The sequence below is a fragment of the Natronomonas halophila genome (assembly GCF_013391085.1).
Taxonomy (GTDB): Archaea; Halobacteriota; Halobacteria; order Halobacteriales; family Haloarculaceae; genus Natronomonas; species Natronomonas halophila.
On the sequence record NZ_CP058334.1, the window covers coordinates 168967 to 186482 of the forward strand.

17 protein-coding genes are annotated in these 17516 nt (G+C 65.9%); 7 read left to right on the top strand and 10 right to left on the bottom strand.

Annotation, left to right across the window (positions count from 1 at the left end):
* Positions 1-29 precede the first annotated feature (29 nt).
* Positions 30-824, top strand: a complete 795-nt coding sequence (locus HWV23_RS00785) for a glycerophosphodiester phosphodiesterase (RefSeq protein WP_178288566.1) — start codon at positions 30-32, stop codon at positions 822-824.
* Between the two features lie 10 nt (positions 825-834).
* Here HWV23_RS00785 and HWV23_RS00790 read toward each other — a convergent pair whose 3' ends face one another.
* Positions 835-2943, bottom strand: coding sequence for a thioredoxin domain-containing protein (locus tag HWV23_RS00790; protein WP_178288568.1), 2109 nt, complete (start codon positions 2941-2943; stop codon positions 835-837).
* Positions 2944-3004: 61 nt separating this feature from the next.
* Complete coding sequence (locus HWV23_RS00795) at positions 3005-4024, bottom strand: AI-2E family transporter (protein WP_178288570.1); 1020 nt, start codon at positions 4022-4024, stop codon at positions 3005-3007.
* A 119-nt stretch (positions 4025-4143) separates the two neighbouring features.
* On the opposite strand from HWV23_RS00795, the gene HWV23_RS00800 reads away from it, so the two are divergent.
* Positions 4144-4926 carry a twin-arginine translocation signal domain-containing protein gene (locus tag HWV23_RS00800; RefSeq protein ID WP_178288572.1) on the top strand — a complete coding sequence of 261 codons (783 nt, stop codon included), beginning with the start codon at positions 4144-4146 and terminating at the stop codon, positions 4924-4926.
* Between the two features lie 72 nt (positions 4927-4998).
* Entirely contained in the window at positions 4999-6294 is a 1296-nt protein-coding gene (purD, locus tag HWV23_RS00805; protein ID WP_178288573.1) for a phosphoribosylamine--glycine ligase, read from the top strand.
* Between the two features lie 311 nt (positions 6295-6605).
* Here purD and HWV23_RS00810 read toward each other — a convergent pair whose 3' ends face one another.
* Positions 6606-7577 carry a ferritin family protein gene (locus HWV23_RS00810; protein ID WP_178288574.1) on the bottom strand — a complete coding sequence of 324 codons (972 nt, stop codon included), beginning with the start codon at positions 7575-7577 and terminating at the stop codon, positions 6606-6608.
* A gap of 108 nt (positions 7578-7685) precedes the next feature.
* Here HWV23_RS00810 and HWV23_RS00815 point away from each other — a divergent pair, with 108 nt between their 5' ends.
* From HWV23_RS00815 to HWV23_RS00830, 4 genes are all read left to right on the top strand, one after another.
* A complete protein-coding gene (locus tag HWV23_RS00815) occupies positions 7686-8378 on the top strand; it encodes a hypothetical protein (protein ID WP_178288575.1) in 693 nt (230 codons plus the stop codon).
* Between the two features lie 94 nt (positions 8379-8472).
* Positions 8473-9516, top strand: coding sequence for an NAD(P)/FAD-dependent oxidoreductase (locus HWV23_RS00820; protein ID WP_178288576.1), 1044 nt, complete (start codon positions 8473-8475; stop codon positions 9514-9516).
* A 91-nt stretch (positions 9517-9607) separates the two neighbouring features.
* Entirely contained in the window at positions 9608-10144 is a 537-nt protein-coding gene (locus tag HWV23_RS00825; protein WP_178288577.1) for a hypothetical protein, read from the top strand.
* 124 nt (positions 10145-10268) lie between these two features.
* Positions 10269-10553 (top strand): DUF7545 family protein, encoded by a 285-nt coding sequence (locus HWV23_RS00830; RefSeq protein WP_178288578.1) that lies wholly within the window; start codon positions 10269-10271, stop codon positions 10551-10553.
* Between the two features lie 35 nt (positions 10554-10588).
* Here the strand turns inward: HWV23_RS00830 and HWV23_RS00835 are convergent, their stop codons facing one another.
* The 7 genes from HWV23_RS00835 to HWV23_RS00865 form a co-directional block, all read right to left on the bottom strand.
* Positions 10589-11248, bottom strand: a complete 660-nt coding sequence (locus HWV23_RS00835; protein WP_178288579.1) for a 2,5-diamino-6-(ribosylamino)-4(3H)-pyrimidinone 5'-phosphate reductase — start codon at positions 11246-11248, stop codon at positions 10589-10591.
* Between the two features lie 42 nt (positions 11249-11290).
* Positions 11291-11932: a class I SAM-dependent methyltransferase gene (locus HWV23_RS00840; RefSeq protein WP_178288580.1), complete on the bottom strand. Its 642-nt coding sequence runs from the start codon at positions 11930-11932 to the stop codon at positions 11291-11293.
* A gap of 44 nt (positions 11933-11976) precedes the next feature.
* Entirely contained in the window at positions 11977-13134 is a 1158-nt protein-coding gene (locus HWV23_RS00845; protein WP_178288581.1) for an MBL fold metallo-hydrolase, read from the bottom strand.
* Between the two features lie 61 nt (positions 13135-13195).
* Positions 13196-15793 (bottom strand): heavy metal translocating P-type ATPase, encoded by a 2598-nt coding sequence (locus HWV23_RS00850; RefSeq protein WP_178288582.1) that lies wholly within the window; start codon positions 15791-15793, stop codon positions 13196-13198.
* A gap of 120 nt (positions 15794-15913) precedes the next feature.
* Positions 15914-16504, bottom strand: coding sequence for an AsnC family transcriptional regulator (locus HWV23_RS00855; protein WP_178288583.1), 591 nt, complete (start codon positions 16502-16504; stop codon positions 15914-15916).
* 42 nt (positions 16505-16546) lie between these two features.
* Entirely contained in the window at positions 16547-17026 is a 480-nt protein-coding gene (locus HWV23_RS00860) for a DUF309 domain-containing protein (protein ID WP_178288584.1), read from the bottom strand.
* Between the two features lie 31 nt (positions 17027-17057).
* Positions 17058-17507: a hypothetical protein gene (locus HWV23_RS00865; RefSeq protein WP_178288585.1), complete on the bottom strand. Its 450-nt coding sequence runs from the start codon at positions 17505-17507 to the stop codon at positions 17058-17060.
* Between the last annotated feature and the right edge of the window lie 9 nt (positions 17508-17516).

The following is a 17516-nucleotide window of genomic DNA, read 5'->3' on the forward strand; positions in this document are numbered from 1 at the left end:
GTAATTCCTCGACAACGGGAGTGAAAACTATGACGGACAGCGACAAGCCAACCATCTCGCGTCGACGGGTACTCGCCTCCGCTGGCGCGAGCGTCGCGGCTCTCGGGTCGATACCCGTCATCCATCAGGGCTCGGAGCTAACGAGCCCGGAAATCGTCGGCCACCGTGGCGTCGCTGGCCTTGAAGCCCCCAACACTATCGCCAGCATCCAACTGGCCGAACAACTCGGCGCCGACGGCGTCGCCCTCGACGTCCGACGGACCGCCGACGGGACGCTCGTGCTCTTTCACGACCCCGTCCTCGATATCTCGACGAACGCCAGCGGCCGCATCGAAACCACGACGGCCGAGGAACTGGCCGACGTGCGCGTCGACGGCGAGCCGATTCCGACGGTGCGGGAGGCCTTGCGCGTTATCGAAGACACGGAGATGTCGCTGTATCTGGAACTGAAGAAGGCCGGGTACACCGACCAGACGCTCGCACTCATCGAGGAGTTCAGCCTCGAATCCCGAACGACGCTGACCTCCTTTTTGACCGGCGCGCTGGCCGGGCTCGATACGGCACCGGTCGAGACCGGATTTCTCGGAAGCGCGCCGCATCCGGACCTCTTCGGGGACGCCCGGAAAACCGGCAGTTCCCTCGTGTTGAGCCACTACGTGCCCTACGGACTGGAATGGTTCGTCGAGGAGGCCAACCGCTGGGACCTGACGCCCGGCATCTGGGAGTTAGCCTCGACGGAGACCCACATCGAGGATTCCCTTTCCTACGACATCGGCGTGCTGATGACCAACCGCCCGGATATCGCGCTGGAGAAGGTGCGGTAGCGGGCCCGCGCTACAGGTCGGATCTCGCCCACGCCAGCGCCTCCGACAGGTCGTGTTTCGGTGGCGAGCAGGTAAAGTTCCGACACGCATAGACCGTCGGCCGGTCGTCGCGGGCCTCGCGGTTCGCCCAGATGGGCGGCACGTCATCGAAACCGAGTTCCTCAGTCCATTCCTCGACGCCCTCCTCGGTCGGCGGCCGGACGCTGATGAACCGCGACGGGAGATACGTCGCGGCGAGTTCGTCACGCCACTCGTTGGGCAGGCCGTCGGCGGCGACGGTCAACTCCAGCGCGCCGACCGCCCGGTCGTCGGCCGCAAGCACCAGCGCGGCGTGAGCCAGCGGGCTGGATTCGATTTTCGACGCGTGGGTTTCGAGGACCGATTCGGCCACCTCGGCGAAGCCCTCCTCGGGTGCAACGTGGGCCAGTGCCTCAAGCAGTTGTGCGGCCACGCCCGTGCTGGAGGGCGTCGAGGTGTCGGTCAATTCCTGCGGCCGAGCGACGAGCGACTCGCCGCCGGTCGGCGTGAAGTAGAGCGTTGCTTCCTCCTCGTCGTAGAAGGCATCCCGAATGACACGGCCGAGTTCGAGCGCGAACTCGAGGTACTCGCGGTCGCCCGTCGCCTGATACGTATCCAGCGCGCCGCGGCCGAGGAAGGCGTAGTCTTCGAGGTAACCCTCGATACCTACGTCACTATCCTTGAACCGCCGGTTGAGTCGCCTCTCGTCGGCGTCCCAGAGGTGCTCCCGGCAGAAGTCGACGGCCTCCTCGGCTGCTGCGGCGTATTCAGGGTCGAGCGTGATGGCGCCCTCGGCGAAGGCCGAGACCATGAGGCCGTTCCACCCGGCGAGAATTTTCTCGTCGCGGGGCGGTCGGGGGCGTTCCTCGCGGGCCTCGAAGACCTGTCGTTTCGCGCGTTCGATGCGTTCTTCGACGTCGTCGACGGCCATGTCGTATTTCGCGGCGAGTTCGTGCGGCGTCGCCGATTCGTTGAGGACCGTCTGTCCGTTCTCGAAGTTGCCGGCCTCGTGGACGCCGTAGCGGCCACAGAACAACTCGGCGTCCCGTTCGTCGTCGACGGCTTCGTGGACCTCGTCGGGCGTCCAGACGTAGAAGGCGCCTTCCTCGCGTTCGCCGGCTTCGTCCTCGCTTTCGGCGTCGAGCGTCGAGTAGAAGCCGCCGTCAGGATGAGTCATATCTCGCTCGACGAAGGCGAACGTCTCGCGGGTCACGTCGGCGTAGCGCTCGTCGCCGGTCAACTGGTAGCCGGCCATGAACGCTCGCGGGAGTTCCGCGTTGTCGTAGAGCATCTTCTCGAAGTGCGGGACTGTCCAGTTGCGGTCGACGCAGTAGCGGTGGAAGCCGCCACCGGCGTGGTCGTAGAGGCCGCCCGAAGCCATCGCGTCCAGCGCCTCGATGGCAACGTCGCGGTACTCCTCGCGGCCGGTCCGGTCGTAGGCCCGCAGGAGGATGTGGACCCGGCCGGGCTGGGGGAACTTCTGGCCGCGGCCCCAGCCGCCGTTGTCGCGGTCGGCCTGCTGGACGGCAGTGCTGGCCGCGGCGTCGACGAACTGGTCGTCGGGCGCCTCGCCGGGCTGGTCGGGCGTGTCTTCGAGCCGCCCCTCGACGGCATCAGTCCATTGCTGGGCGCGCTCTTCGAGACTTTCGCGGCCCTCCGGGTCCTCCCAGGAGGCGGCGACGTCGTCGAGAACCTGCCCGAAGGCGGGCATATTCTGTTTCGGTTCCGGCGGATAGTAGGTGCCCACCTGGAAGGGCTTGCCGTCGGGCGTGAGCCACACCGAGAGGGGCCAGCCGCCGCTTCCGGTGACCAGTTGGCAGACAGTCATGTAGACGCTGTCGACGTCGGGGCGCTCCTCGCGGTCGACCTTGACCGGGACGAAGTTCTCGTTGAGTTTCTCGGCGATGTCGGGGTCGGTGAAGCTCTCGTCTTCCATCACGTGACACCAGTGGCAGGCGGCGTAGCCGATAGAAAGGAAGATGGGCACGTCCCGCTCTTCGGCGAGTTCGCGGGCTTCCTCGTCCCACGGCTGCCACGCGACGGGATTGTCGGCGTGTTGCTGGAGGTACGGCGAAGCGGCCTCGTCGAGGCGGTTTTCCATATCGGTGCTACGGGCCGACCGTTACTAAACGCGGTGGGTCCGGCCAGCCCTGCTTTCGGGCTTACACCGGCCTGTTCTCGTCCGTGCCGAACTCCCGGCGGTAGACGTCGAGGACCGCCCGGAGCGAACTGATGACGACGGGGCCGATGAAGACGCCCATAAAGCCGAAGACGTAGACGCCGCCGAGGACGCCCAGAATGATGACCGCGGGGTTGAGCCGGGTTTCGGTGTACCGTTCGACGGCGATTGGCCGGAGGTAATCGTCGGTCAGGCCGACGACGATGGTTCCGTAGACGAAGAGGAAAGTGCCCGCGACGGGCTGGTTCGTGACGAGGAGGTACACCGCCGCCGGTCCCCACACCAGAAACGAGCCGATAATCGGCAGCACGGCGAGAAACACCATCACGACGGTCCAGAAGACGGCGTTCGGGATACCGACGGCGACCAGCCCGAAACCGGCGACGATGCCCTGAATGACGGCGACGAGGACATGGCTCACCAGCACCGCGTGGACGATGTCCTCGAACTCCGCGTACAGTTCCGTCTCGACGTGTGCCGGCAGGGGCATCGTCGCCCGGAGCCACGCGGCGAGGCGGTCGGCGTCCTTGAGCAGATAATACAGCAGAAACATCGTCAGGCCGAGGCCGATGACGATGTGCGTGACCGTTCCGAAAATCCCGAGGACGCCGTCGACAGCGCCGAACTGAATATCGCGGGCGACCGTCCGAAGCGTCTCCGCGAGGTCGACGTCGACGCCGGTCAGTTCCTCGACGCGCGCATCGAGTTGCGTGAAGCTGATTTCGCCGCGACGCACCCGTCCGAGAAGCGACGTGATGCTCCGGACCGTCGTCCGCAAGACGAACAGGACTGGAAGCACGACGACGACCGTCGCGCCGACAACGAGCGTCGTCGACGCGATTTCCGGGGAGACGTGTTCGGTAAGTCGGTCGTAGAGCGGTTTGAGCGGGTAGAACAGCAGTATCGCGAGGAAGACGAAATCCTGGAACGGCGAGACCAAAAGCACCGTAATCGCAAGCAGCAGGGCGACGAGTCCGAGCAGGACTGCTCGCGTCCGGTCCATTGTTGGTGGTAGATGCCGGCTATCCCCTAAAAGGGTTGGTGAGCGAGGGGTGTCGCGTGAGGTTCCGGCCCCGCCGCGTGATAGCGGGTTATTTGAGTCGCCGGACAGACGGGACGAACATGAAGCTCTCCCGCAGGGACGCGCTGCGTGCCGGTGGCGGCTTGCTCGCCGCGGCCGGCCTCGCCGGCTGTATCGAACAGCGTGTGACGCGCCGCGAAACGCGACTGGAGTCGAGCACGAACTGGGCGCTGAACCCCTCGGTCGAACGGTCGCTCGACGCCGAGGCCTTCGCGACCTACACCGACGACATGGCCGACCGCTACGGCGACAGCGGCGTCTGGGGACTGGAGGCCGAACAGCCCGACGACCTCGAAACGGCCTACGTCCAGCGGATGGTCGTCTCCCGGGAGACCCCCGGCCAGCCCGGCGGCACCGAATCCAGCCTCGACCCCGATGAGGTCGACCCCGACGCGCCGCTGCTCATCGTCGATGCCAGCGTCGCCGTCTACGCGGTCGGACAGAACCGCTATCGTTACTGGCTGTGGGCGGCCGCCGACGGCGGCGACGACCGACTCGTCCGGGACGTCTCCCTCTCGACCATCTCGACCAGCATCTCGCTTCGGGACGGCACCCTCACTGACGCCGCGACGGTTTCACAATCCGACGATGAAGGCGAGGTCACACTGGGCTCGCCGCCGTCGGGCCGGTTCCCGCTCAAGGAGACCACGAGCGCCATCGAGACCAACAGCGAGCGCCGCGAAGGCGGCTTCTACGACATCGAGTGGAGCGGCAGCGTCGACGGCGTTCAGTCGGTAAACGGCGTCTGCGAGGAGGAACGGCAGGGCGACCACGACTTCTTCTGGTCGGTCGGCGGCGGTTACACGCTCGAAGAACGCGTGTAGAACACACGTTCTTGCACAGATTCGTTCGCGAGAACAGCAACGTTTACACTTCTATGCGTGTCGGATACGCGTATGACCGAGACCGTGCTGCTCGTCGGTGGCGGCGGCCGCGAACACGCCATCGCCCGCGCCGTCGACGATTCGGCCGACGCGGAACTGTACGCCTGTGCCTCGAACCGGAACCCCGGCATCGCCTCGCTCGCCGAGGGCTTTTCCGAAATCGACGAGACGGACGCCGACGCCATCGTCGAGTACGCCGAGGACGTCGGGGCGACGCTGGCGGCTATCGGCCCGGAATCCGCGCTGAACGCCGGCGTCGCCGACGCGCTGGACGCGGTGGGTGTCTACGCCTTCGGCCCCCAAGAGGCAGAGGCCAGAATCGAGACGGACAAGGCCTTCCAGCGGGAATTCATGGCCGACCACGACGTTCCGGGGTGTCCCGACTTCGCCACCTTCGAGGACCCCGAGAAGGCCGCTGATTACATCCGCGAGTACGACGGCGACCTCGCTATCAAGCCCCGCGGCCTCACCGGCGGCAAGGGCGTCCGCGTCATCGGCGACCAGATTACGGAAGAGGAGGGCATCGAGTACGTCCTCGAGAGCGACTACGAGGAGTTCGTCCTCGAAGAGCGCCTCGTCGGCGAGGAGTTCACGATTCAGGCCTTCGTCGCCGACGGCCAGTATCGCGTCACCCCCGCCGTACAGGACCACAAGCGCGCCTACGAGGGTGACGAGGGGCCGAACACCGGCGGTATGGGCTCGTATAGCGACGCCACCTTCGAGTTGCCGTTCATGACGGAAGCCGACTACACCGAATCCGTCGAAGTCATCGACGCCGTCGTCGAGGCCATGCCGGACTACAAGGGCATCCTCTACGGCCAGTTCATGTTGACCGCCGAGGGCCCGAAGGTCGTGGAGTTCAATGCCCGCTTCGGCGACCCCGAGGCGATGAACACCTTGCCCGTGCTGGATACCGACTTCATCTCCATCCTGCAGGCCGCCCGCGACGGCGAGGAGTTGCCCGAACTCACCTTCTCGAATCAGGCGACGGTCTGCAAGTACGCCGTCCCCGACGGCTACCCGACCGACCCCGAAGCCGGCGCGAAGGTCAAAATCGACGCGGAGTCGGCCGGCGACGCGCTGCTGTTCTACGCCAGCGTCGACGCCCGCGAGGACGGCATCTACACGACCACCTCCCGCTCCTTCGCCGTCGTCGGCCTCGCCGACACGATTACGGGTGCCGAGGCCATCGCCGAGGAAGCCCTCGGGAAGGCCGGCGAGGAAGGCCTACGCGTGCGCCACGACATCGGCAAGGCCGACCTACTCCAGCAGCGCATCGACCACATGAACGAACTCCGCGGCGAGTAACTCGGGCGTCAGCGTCTTTCTGATGCGCCAGTCCGCCGAAGATAGGCGGTGACGGCGTTTGATTGCTACGTCTCAGTCGTCTTTTTCGGCGTCATCCTCGGGAAGAAGGTCGGTAGCATCCCGCTCGTATCGTGGTTTTTGGAGATACTGCTGAATCCGTTCTTGATCCGCCGATGTCAGTCTTGACTTGCTCACGGATGCGTTGGACGGCCGCTCACAATAGACGTTAATGCTTGGTATACCAACTACACGCCGGCATCGTGGCGGTTCGCGTACGACGGCACGGCGGATTCGAACGGCCCTTGCCCGCCTCAATCGTCGCCAGCGGCCCCGGAGCGGTCCGCACCCTCGATTTTCACCAGTTCCTCGACGGGCGGCAGTTCCGCGTCGGCGTCGGTGATGATTTCGATGCGGCGGGAGAGTTTCTCTTGGGCGTACTCGATGAGCGGCGCGGGGTCGGCGTCGGTATCGAACTCCGTCTGGACGGTGCCAGCCACAAGCGGCAGGAGGTCCGTCAGGGTACCCTGAACGATGGCGGGGTCGACGCCCTCCTCGGCGATGAGCTCTTGGACCTTCCGCATGCCGAAGCCGACGTGCCGCCCCTCGTCGCTGCGGATGCGGGTGATTCCTTCGATGAGGCCCTCCAAAACTACGTCTTCGGTGTCGTCGTCGTCCATCTCGCTCCACCCCTCGGGGCCGTCCTCGCCGAAGGTGGCCTGAAAGCCCCAGTAACCCGTCTGGGCCAGCACCGACTCGACGACCAGATGGTAATGACAGAACGCCTTCGCGCGGTTGGTCGGGGTGTCCTCCTCCAGCAGGCGGTGCATGGCGTCCTCGGTGCGGTCGAACAGTTCGACGTACTCCTCGGGGAAGTACCGCTGGTCGGTGGGGTTAGTGACCTCCCAACCCTTCGCCTCAGCGGCAGGATTGATGACGTTGCGCCAGTAGCGGTCGAAGAACTGGGTGTGTTTGGCCTCCTCGTAAATCTGGGAGGAGACGAACATCTGGTCGTTGATGTCCTCCAGCGTCAACATCAGTGGTGCGAGGTCCTCGGTGACCGCCTCCTCGCCCGCGCCGAACTTGGCGACCGACGCCCGGAAGGCCTCGAACTGCTCGAAGGACATATCGGAGTCGATAATCCGTTCGCGGTCCTGTTCCAGCAGTTCCTCGGGGATGTCCTCGTAGGGGTCCCAATGCCGATAGACGGCGTTGCGGAAGTAGCCACCCGAAAAGGACTCGGGGTCGATGCGCATCTCCCGGTCGGTGTCTCGTATCTGGGTCATAGGACTATGGTAGGGATACCCACGCTTGTCAGTTCCGCCTTCTTTCGACGCCCTATTTATAAACTGGCTGCGCCCCATATTTAAGCCGCGCCGCTCCGAGGCGGTGATATGCCAGCGAAAGCGAGCGGCCTCGGGTCGCTCAACGTGGTCGACGACTTCGACGGCGGCTTCGGCTGGATTTCCCATCCCCACGAGACGATGGAGCGGACCAGCCACGCCCTTGCCGGCGACGACGGCGTGTGGGCTGTCGACCCCGTCGACGCCGAGGGTATCGACGCCCGCTTCGAGGAGTGGGGCGGCCTCACGGGTGTTGTCGTCCTCTACAGTTACCATCGCCGAGACGCCGCCGCCATCGCGACCCGCCACGACGTGCCGGTCTATCTCCCCGAGGGGATGTCCGCGCTGTCGGCCGGCGATATCGCGGCCTCTGTCGAACGCTTCGAGGGGCGGCTTCCGGGAACCGACTATCAGCTTCGGCCGGTGACGAACCTGGGTCCCTGGCAGGAGTGGGCGCTCTGTGACGGCGAGACGCTCGTGGTTCCCGAATCGGTCGGCACCGCCGACTACTTCACCGCTCCCGGCGAGCGCCTCGGCGTCTCCTTGATGCGCCGACCGCTTCCGCCGACAGCCCTCGATACCACCGACCCCGAGCGTATCCTCTGTGGCCACGGCGAGGGTGTCTTCGCCGACGCCTCGGGAGAACTCCAGCGAGCGCTCGCAGAGGCCAGACGGACAGCCCCCCGGATGTACGTGCGGCACGCCCCGACGCTCGTCCGAAACCTCGTTGCGGCGACCCTGTGAATGCGGGCATGAGCCACGCTCACGCGTCGCGGGTGTGTACAAGCGGACGCAGGACACAACAAACTACATACCGTCCCACCGGCTACGTTCGTCCATGACCGAGGACGCCGAACATCGTCGCCTGGTAATCGCCGGGTCCGGCATCGCAGGGCTCTCCGCAGCCATCTACGCGGGCCGCTCGAACAACGAACCGCTCGTACTCGAAGGCCCCGAACCCGGCGGCCAGTTGACGCTGACGACCGACGTCGCCAACTACCCCGGTTTCCCGGACGGCATCAACGGCACCGAACTCGTGAACAACATGAAAGAGCAGGCCGAGCAGTTCGGCGCCGAAATCGACCACGGCGTCATCGTCGACGTCGAACCCGGCCAGCCCCACCGCATCGAACTCCGGGACGGCACCGTCTACACCGCCGACGCCTTCATCGCCGCCTCGGGCGCCTCCGCCCGCACGCTGGGTGTCCCCGGCGAGGACGAACTGATGGGCTACGGCGTCTCCACCTGTGCGACCTGTGACGGCGCCTTCTTCCGCGGCGAGGACATGCTCGTCGTCGGCGGCGGCGACGCCGCCTGCGAGGAGGCCGCCTTCCTCACCAAGTTCGCCGACACCGTCTACATCGTCCACCGCCGCGAGGAGTTCCGCGCCGAGGACTACTGGGTCGAACGCATCGAGGAACTCGAAGCCGAGGGCGACGTGGAAATCCTCACGAACACCGAACTCCTCGAAATTCACGGCAGCGAGGCCGAGGGCATCGAGGGCGTCACCCTCGCCAGCAACCCCACCGGTTACCCGAAGGACAACCTCGACGACCCCGAAACCGAGGAGTACGACATGGACGTCGGCGCCGTCTTCATGGCCATCGGCCACACGCCCAATACCGACTACCTAGAGGGCACCGACGTCGACCTCGACGAAACGGGCTACATCAATACCGAGGGCGGTTCCGGCGGCGGCCAGACCCGCACCGGCGTCCCCGGCATCTTCGGCGCCGGCGACGTCGTCGACCACCACTACCAGCAGGCCGCGACTGCCGGCGGCATGGGCGTCAAGGCCGCGCTGGACGCCGACGATTACCTCGAAGACCTCGAACGGGCCGAGGGCGCCACCGCCGACGCGGCGACTGCTGACGACGACTAACCGGACAGTTTCTCCTTTGGCGAGATAGGCCTGCAACAGCCACTAGACGCCGGAAAAGAGTTTTTGTATCTGAGTGCCGATTTCGCTCACCATGATGCCGTCTCCGTCCCGCCGTCGAATCCTCCAGACCAGCGCTGCCGGGGCCAGTTCGCTCCTGCTTCCGGGATGCAGTTCGTTCACCGAAGACCCGCAGTTCCGGAGTGGCTACACCCCGTCTCGACTTACGGAGCCGGTCGTGGAGGGAGGCCCCTCCCTCGATGAGGGGCCGACGCTGTTCGCTGCGGTTCTGACGAGCGAATCCGACGAAGCCGAACGGCTGGTAGCGGACCGGCTCCAGAGCCCGGAACGAGGTGAGTGGGTCGATATCGACTACGATACGTTCTTCGTCGCCGTCTTCATCTCACGAGTCGAGATTCCGCGACCGTCGTACGAATGCCCACTCAGCCGGCTCGAAGACGGCACCTTCGAGTTCCACCTCGGCTTCGATTCACGGCCCTCGATTGCGTCGGAGGAACTGTACACACGGCTCGAAAAGTGGGAACTGAACGGACACGACACCCCGACACAGGCCGCTGTTCGAGTGACCTACGAGGACGGACCGTCCGAACACGACTGTCTCGAGGCGTAACTCGGCAGCAGACGCTTCCCCGAGTCCCAGCGTCGAACGTCGCCGCCCACCAACGTCGAACCGAACGGGCAAGACGCGTACATTCGACCGGAAACCCCTTTTATCGCGGAAGTGAATCGAAGGTATGGCAGACGATACTGTTACCCTGCACATCGAGGGCCCGAATAACGAAGACGACGTGACGCTCCCCGAGGAGATGCTGGACCTGATGCGAGAGGCCGACGAGTCCGACGCCGAAATCGTCGGCGACCTCGCGCTGTTCTCCTGTGCCCAGCGAATCCACGCGACGGTCCACCACGCCGAGGGCGGCGACACCGAGGAGTACAAGGAAATCGAGGAGCAGACGATGGACCTCTTCGAGGAGCGCTTCGGCGCCTCCTACGCGGAACTGACCGGCCACCAGCACTAACGCGGCCGCTCACACCCTTTTATTTAAATAGCCGCTTAGCCGACGGTCCACCGAAGGACGACGCCGTCGTCCATACGCTCGACGCCGTCCAGTTCGAGGGCCGGGAAGTCAGCGACGAAGCCCTCGCCGTCAGCGAGTGTCGGCGCCTCGCGGCCACCGATAATCATGCCGCCGACGTAGACCGATAGCTCGTCGACCAGTCCGGCCTCGAACAGCGAGAAGATGAGTTCGCCGCCGCCCTCAACCATGATGCGGTCGAGTCCCTCGGCTTCCAGCGCCGCGAAGGCCGCATCGAGGTCGACGCGTTCGGCGCCAGCGACGATTAGGGAGGCGCCGGCCTCGTCCAGCGCCTCGCGGCGGTCGATACCTGCAGCCTCGCTGGTCAGGATGTACGTCTCGGGGTCGCCAGCCAGAATATCGGCATCCGCTGGCGTCCGACAGCGGGAATCGGCGACGATGCGGGCCGGCGGGGCCGCCTCGGGGCTTCGGACGGCAGCGCGGTGGGCCTCGTCGTAGCGCACCAGCGATGGGTCGTCAGCCAGCACCGTTCCGACACCGACCATGACGCCGTCGGATTCCGCTCGCAGGCGGTCGACGCGGGCGAAATCCTCGTCGCCACTTATTTTGATCTGCTCGCGCCGCCGCGAGGAGAGTTTCCCGTCAGCGCTGACGGCGGCGTTGACCAGTACGTGCATACGGCAGGGTGGGAGGGCCGCCGGCAAAACCGTTGGTCTTCGTCAGCGGAGGCGGGCCGCGAAGAACGTCCAGTCGTCGTCCGCGTCCTCGGCGGATGTCCCGTCGTCCTCCAGCGTCTCCGGAACGCCCCAGCTATCGGTTATCTCGAAGCCGGCATCGTGCAACTGTTCGCGCGTCGCCTCGGCACCAGCGATTTCCCACTCCATTTCGACGCCGCTGTCCAGCCAGTCGGGGTTCTCGCCGGCCCAGTGTTCGGTGCCCTCACAGACGAGAACGCGGCCGCCGGGGCGGAGCACCCGGGCGAACTCGTCGATAACCGTCCGGTGGTCGTCCATCGGGACGTGAATCAGCGACCAGTAGGCGACGACGGCGTCGAACGTCCCCGTTGCGAACGGCAAGGCTGTCATATCACCACGCACGAGCGCCGCTTCAGGGGCGTTCTCGGCCGCGAGTCGGAGTTGCTCGCCTGAAAAATCGAGGCCGACTGCCGACGCCTCATCAGTCAGGTGAGAGAGGACCGGCCGCCCGGGGCCGCACCCGGCGTCCAGAATTCGGGCCGACTCCGGAACCGCTTCGAGAAACGCCGACAGGGCGTCCATTCCCTGTCCCTCGCCGGAGCGATGGGCGGCATAGGCGTCCCCCAACTCGTCGTATCCCTGCCGGACGGCGTCTTTCTCGACCATAGCGGAAGACTGGCCGGGGGGTTTGAGTGTTTTCCGGAGGCGTGCTACTCCGCGGCACAGCGGTTCGGCCCGAGTTCCAGTTCGATGGCTTCCTCGTCGTCTTCGGGGGCGTCCTGCCCGCGGTTGATGGCGATAACCTGCTCGTAGTTCGGCGGCTTTTCCGGAACGGAGTCGGTGATGTGGGCGACGAACGACTCGCGGTCCCTGTCGAGCAACGCGAGGTTGGTCCGGAGGTGGCGAACCGTGGTCGACACCTCGCTGCCGGGGTCGAACGCATCGGAGGCCGGGTCGGCGTGGCCCGGAAGGACGGCGACGGAATCGGGTTCGGCCAGCAGGGTCCCGTGGAGTGAGTCGTAGAGCATCTCGGCGCCCGCCGCGGCGTCGGCGTCGCCGAACTGCAACTCGGTACGGCCGACGCTGTCGACGAAAACGGTGTCGCCGGTCAGCACCGCCTCGTCGCCGACGAGATAGCTCGCCATGCCGGAGGTGTGGCCGGGCGTAAAGAGGGCCTTGAGGTCGATATCGCCGACGCTGACGACGTCGTTGCGAGCGAGGGGTTCGTACTCGAAGGCCACGTCGCGTTCGGCGACGCGTTCGCCGAGGTGGTACGGAACGTCGAGTTCGTCGGCCAGTTTGCGGCCGCCGCTGATGTGGTCGGCGTGGATATGGGTATCGAGGACGCGTTCGATATCCCACTCACGTTCCTCGGCCACTTCCCGGTACTTCTCGGTGTGTCGGGACACGTCGATGGCCGCAGCAGCGCCGGTTTCGGGGTCGGCGACGAGATAGCCGAGACAGCCCTTGGCGCGGCGCTGCATCTGGACGATGGTCGCATCGCCAGCCGTTTCGACGTCGACCGCGCCGTAGACGGCGCTCCAGGCCCGCATCCCGCCCTCGACGTGGCGGACGTCCTCGTAGCCGGCCGTGACCAGTTCCTCGGCGAGGTGTTCGGAGGTGATTCCCTTCGCGCAGATGACGACGACGGAGTCGTCACGTTCGAGGCCGGTCTTCGATTGAAAGAGGTCGACGTCGAGGTCCGCGCCGGGTTTGAAGCCGCAGCGTTCGGCCGCAGGAATGTGCCAGCCCTCGAAATCCGCCTCGGGCCGCGTATCGAGGAGCGCGAATCCCCGGTCGCCGTCGAGGAGTTCCTTCAGCCGCTCGGCCGATATCTCCCCGGGCGCGCGCTCGGCTGTTCGTGTCATAGCGTGGTATTCGGTGCCAAATGTGGTAAAACTGCGGCCCGACCCCGAGGTTCCGTCGGCGTCAGTCCAGCAGGCCCCGGAAGGGCCGCAGCGGCAGCGGGACGTAATCGCGGTCGGGTTCGTAGCGGGCGAACGCGAGGCTGTTGGACATCACGGAGACGCTGGAAGCCGACATCGCCGCGCCAGCCAAGGCGGGGTTCAGCAGGCCCAGCGAGGCGATGGGAATGAGCGCGACGTTGTAGGCGAAGGCCCAGAAGAGGTTCTGCCAGACCTTCGCGATGGTCGCCTCCGAGATTCGCAGGGCCTTCAGCACGTCGGCGGGGTCCGAGCGCATCAGCGTCACGTCGGCGGATTCGATGGCGACGTCGGTCCCGGAGCCGATGGCGACGCCGATGTGGGCCGCCGTGAGCGCGGGCGCGTCGTTGACGCCGTCACCGACCATCATCGCGTTGGTCCCGTCGCCCTGAATGTCGTCGATGACGTCGGCCTTCTCGTCGGGCAGGACCTCGGCACGGACGTTGTCGGCGGGGATGTCGAGTTCCTCGCCGACCGCGGTGGCCGTCCGGTCGTTGTCGCCGGTGAGCATGTAGATTTCGTAGCCGCGGTCGGTCAGTTCCACGACCGTCCGTCGGGCGCTCTCGCGAACGGTGTCGGCCGTCGCGACGACGCCGATGACCTCGCCGTCGAGGGCGACGGCCATCGCGGTCTTGCCCTCCTTCTCGAGGCGTTCGAGCGTCTCGTCGACCGCGGCGGTGTCGATGCCGTGCTCCGAGAGCAGGGTTCGGTTGCCGACCAGCACCTCGCCGTGGTCGGTGGTCGCCGTCACGCCCTGACCGGGCACGTTCTCGAACTCGTGGGTCTCGCCGAGGTCGATGCCGCGGTCCTCGGCGCCCTCGACGATGGCCTCGCCGAGGGGGTGTTCGGAGCCGGATTCGGCGGTCGCGGCGACGTCGAGGACGAACGACTCGTCCTTCGCCTGGCGTTCGACGGCCGCGCCGCCGTCCGGTGCCGCCTCGCCATCGACGCCGCCGTCGGGGACCGCACCGCCGACGACTTCGACGTCCGTCAACTGCATCTCGCCTTCGGTCAGCGTGCCGGTCTTGTCGAAGACGATGGCCTCGACGTCGCGGACGCGTTCGAGGATGTCGCCGCCCTTGAACAGGACGCCGTTCTTAGCGGCGATGGTCGAGCCCACCATCGTCGCCGCGGGCGTCGCAAGCCCGAGCGCGCAGGGACAGGCCACCAGCACCGCCGACGCGAAGACGATGACCGAGAACTCGAAGACGGGGACGCCACCGATGACGGGGCCGCCGCCGACGGGGGCCCACAGCGGCAGGGCGGTCGCAAGGCTGTATAGCTGGTCGGGGAAGAGGAACCAGAGGATGCCCCAGAGAATCGCGTTCGCGAGGACGGCGCTAACGAAGTAGGCCGAAACCACGTCGACCAGCCGCTGGATGTCGGGCTGGCGGGACTGGGCCTCCTTGACACGGCGAACGATTTGCTGGAGGGCGGTGTCCTCGCCGACCTGCGTGGCCTCGACCACGAGAACGCCGTTCTCGTTGACCGTCGACCCCGCGACCTCGTCGCCGGGGCTCTTCTCGACGGGGACGGACTCGCCGGTCAGCATCGACTCGTCGACCGCAGAATCGCCCTCGACGACCACGCCGTCCGTGGGGATGCGCTCGCCGGGGCGGACCTTCATCCGGTCGCCGACCTCGACTTCGGAGACCGGGACGGTGACCTCCTCACCGTCTCTGATGACGGTCGCCTCGTCGGCTTCCATCCGGAGGAGTTCGCGCAGGGCGTCGGAGGCCTGTGCCTTCGAGCGGGCCTCCAGCCAGTTGCCGAGCGTGATGAACCACAGGATGAACGCGACGGCCTCGAAGTAGAGCCCACCCGGGATATCGAGCAGGAGGACGGCCACGCTGAACGTGTAGCCGGCGGTGGTGCCGACCGCGACCAGCGTGTCCATGTTGGCGGTTCGGTTCTTCGCGGCCTTGTAGGCGCCAACGAGGAACTCCTTGCCGAGCGTCGCCATCAGCAGGGTCGCGATGGCGAACTCTATCCAGCCGAACGGGACGCCGAGCAGGGATTCGGGCGCCGACAGCGGCGTCACCATCGTCGCCATCAGGTAGATGAACGGCGCGGTCAGAACCCCGCCACCGATAACGAGTCGGCGCTGTTTGCGGAGTTCGCGCTCGGCAGGGGATTCGCCGTCCTCGGCGTCTGCGTCACCTTCGGTCTCACGAACGGCCTCGTAGCCCGAGTCGTCGATGGCGTCGTAGGTCGCTTCGATGGAGAACTCCTCGGGGTTGTATTCGACGGTCGCCTCGTCGGTCGCGTAGTTGACGTCGGCACGCACCACACCCGGAACGTCGTCGAGGGCGCCCTCGACGGTCTCCGAGCAGTTCGTACAGTGCATCCCGACGATTTCGATGGTCCGGGTTTCGGCGTGGGGTTCGTAGCCCGCCGACTCGATGGCGTCGTAAATCTCGCTAAGTGACGCCGACTCGGGGTCGTATTCGACGGTTCCCTCGTCGGTCGCGTAGTTGACCGACACCTCATCGACGCCATCGAGGGATTCGACCGCCTCGGTGACCGTCTCCGAGCAGGTCGAACAGGACATCCCGCCGATGGTCAGTCGTTCCCGTCTGGTCATATCTATACGTAGGGGTCCCGTATTCATGCGCTTTGTCCCTTAAAATGTGGCGCTCAGGCACACGCTCACCTTGACTTCGAAAGTAAATCTGGGAAAAGGGCTTGATACAAAAGGAAAACTCTACGCGCCTTCCTTCAGTTCGTCGTACCGTTCCGTGAATCGGGCCTCACAGGACTCACAGCAGAACTCGTAGCGTTCGCCGCCGATACGAGCGGTGACGCCCTCGTCGGTGACGGTATTGCCGCACTCAGCACAGTCCAGTCCGAGTGTCGCTTCACCGAGGCCTGCCTGCCGGTCGGTCGCCACGAGCGGCGTGGCCTCCACACTCTCGACAGCGCCCGTCTCGAAGGCCGCGGCGAGATGCGTTTCGACGTCGCCGTCGGGCACCGTCGCCACGACGAACAGGCGGCCCTCGGCGGTGACGAACACCTGTTCGACCCCCGAGCAGTCCGCCAGCGCCTCCCGAACCGTCGTCGTCTCGCCGGGCGTCGTCTCGAAAGTGACTGCCATGCGGACGCCTTCTCGGAGTTTCGAGCGGTCGAGGTCGACGGTAAACCCCTCGATGACGCCCACTTCTTTGAGGCGGTCGATGCGGTCGCTGACCGCCGGCGCCGAGAGGTCGACCTTCTCGGCGAGGTCGCTGTAGGGGCGGCGAGCGTCCTCCGACAGCAGCCGAAGGAGTTCGTGGTCCGTCTCGTCGAGGTCGCGCATGGTCGTGCTTGCAGGCGTGCTTATAAACCGGTTTCGTCGCCGTTAGTCGAACCCTTCGGCGTACTCGAAGTCGATATCGCGAGCCTCGGGGTGGGTGCCGTCGAACCGAATCTGCCAGCCGTGAAGTTCAGTCGGGTCGTTGAGGGCGTTGTTCAGCGTCGTGCGGACGGCCAATACGTCGACGCCGTAGAAGTCGTTGGGAACGTCGTGGAAATACTGGAGGGCCGTCCGAAACAGCGACCGCATCCCGTCGTCGTCCTCGAAGTCGAAGTGCTTGTAGGCGCCGGCGGCAACCTGAACCATTCCGTGAAGAAAGGCGCTTTCGGTCGTTCCGCGACCGTAGTTGTACCACTCGTGTTCGAAGCAGTCGTGGGATTCGTGGAACTCGCCCGCATTGAAAAGGCGGACGCCGTGTTCGGTCGCCCGCCGGAGCGTGGCGTGCTCCCAGCGGCCGTCCGCGCGCCACCCCGTCGGCTCTCCGGCGGGCGGGCCGACGGTCGGGTCGCGGGTGTGGTCGTCCATCAGGCACAGATAGGGCGGCCAGCGGCTAAAATCACAGGTCCTTCGCGATGCCGCGGAGGCCGTTCATCCGCTCGCGCTTGCTCCGGATGTCGTCCGCGGACATGACCTCCGAGAGCCGCGTCGTTCGAACGTGTTCCGTGACCGTCTCGACGGCGTGCTGGTCGATTTCGACGCTTTTGAGGTACTCAGCGACGGCCTCGACTTCCTCGTCGGTCGCCTCGCGGCCGCCGTCGGCGCCCGTAATCGACCACGCGAGGTCGCGGGCGTCGGTCTTCTCGTCCCGCAGGTAGGCGCCGCCGGCCAGCGCCAGCGTCTTCGTCGTCAGCCACGGGACGATGTCGCGATTGCCGTATTCGAGGTCGTCGACGAGCAGGGCCTCGGCCTTATCCGAGAGGGCGAACTGGTCGCGTCCCTCCCGGCCTTTGGAGATGTCGATTTTCCACTCGTTTTCCTCGAAGACGAGATACGGAGAGATAGCCATACCACCGCT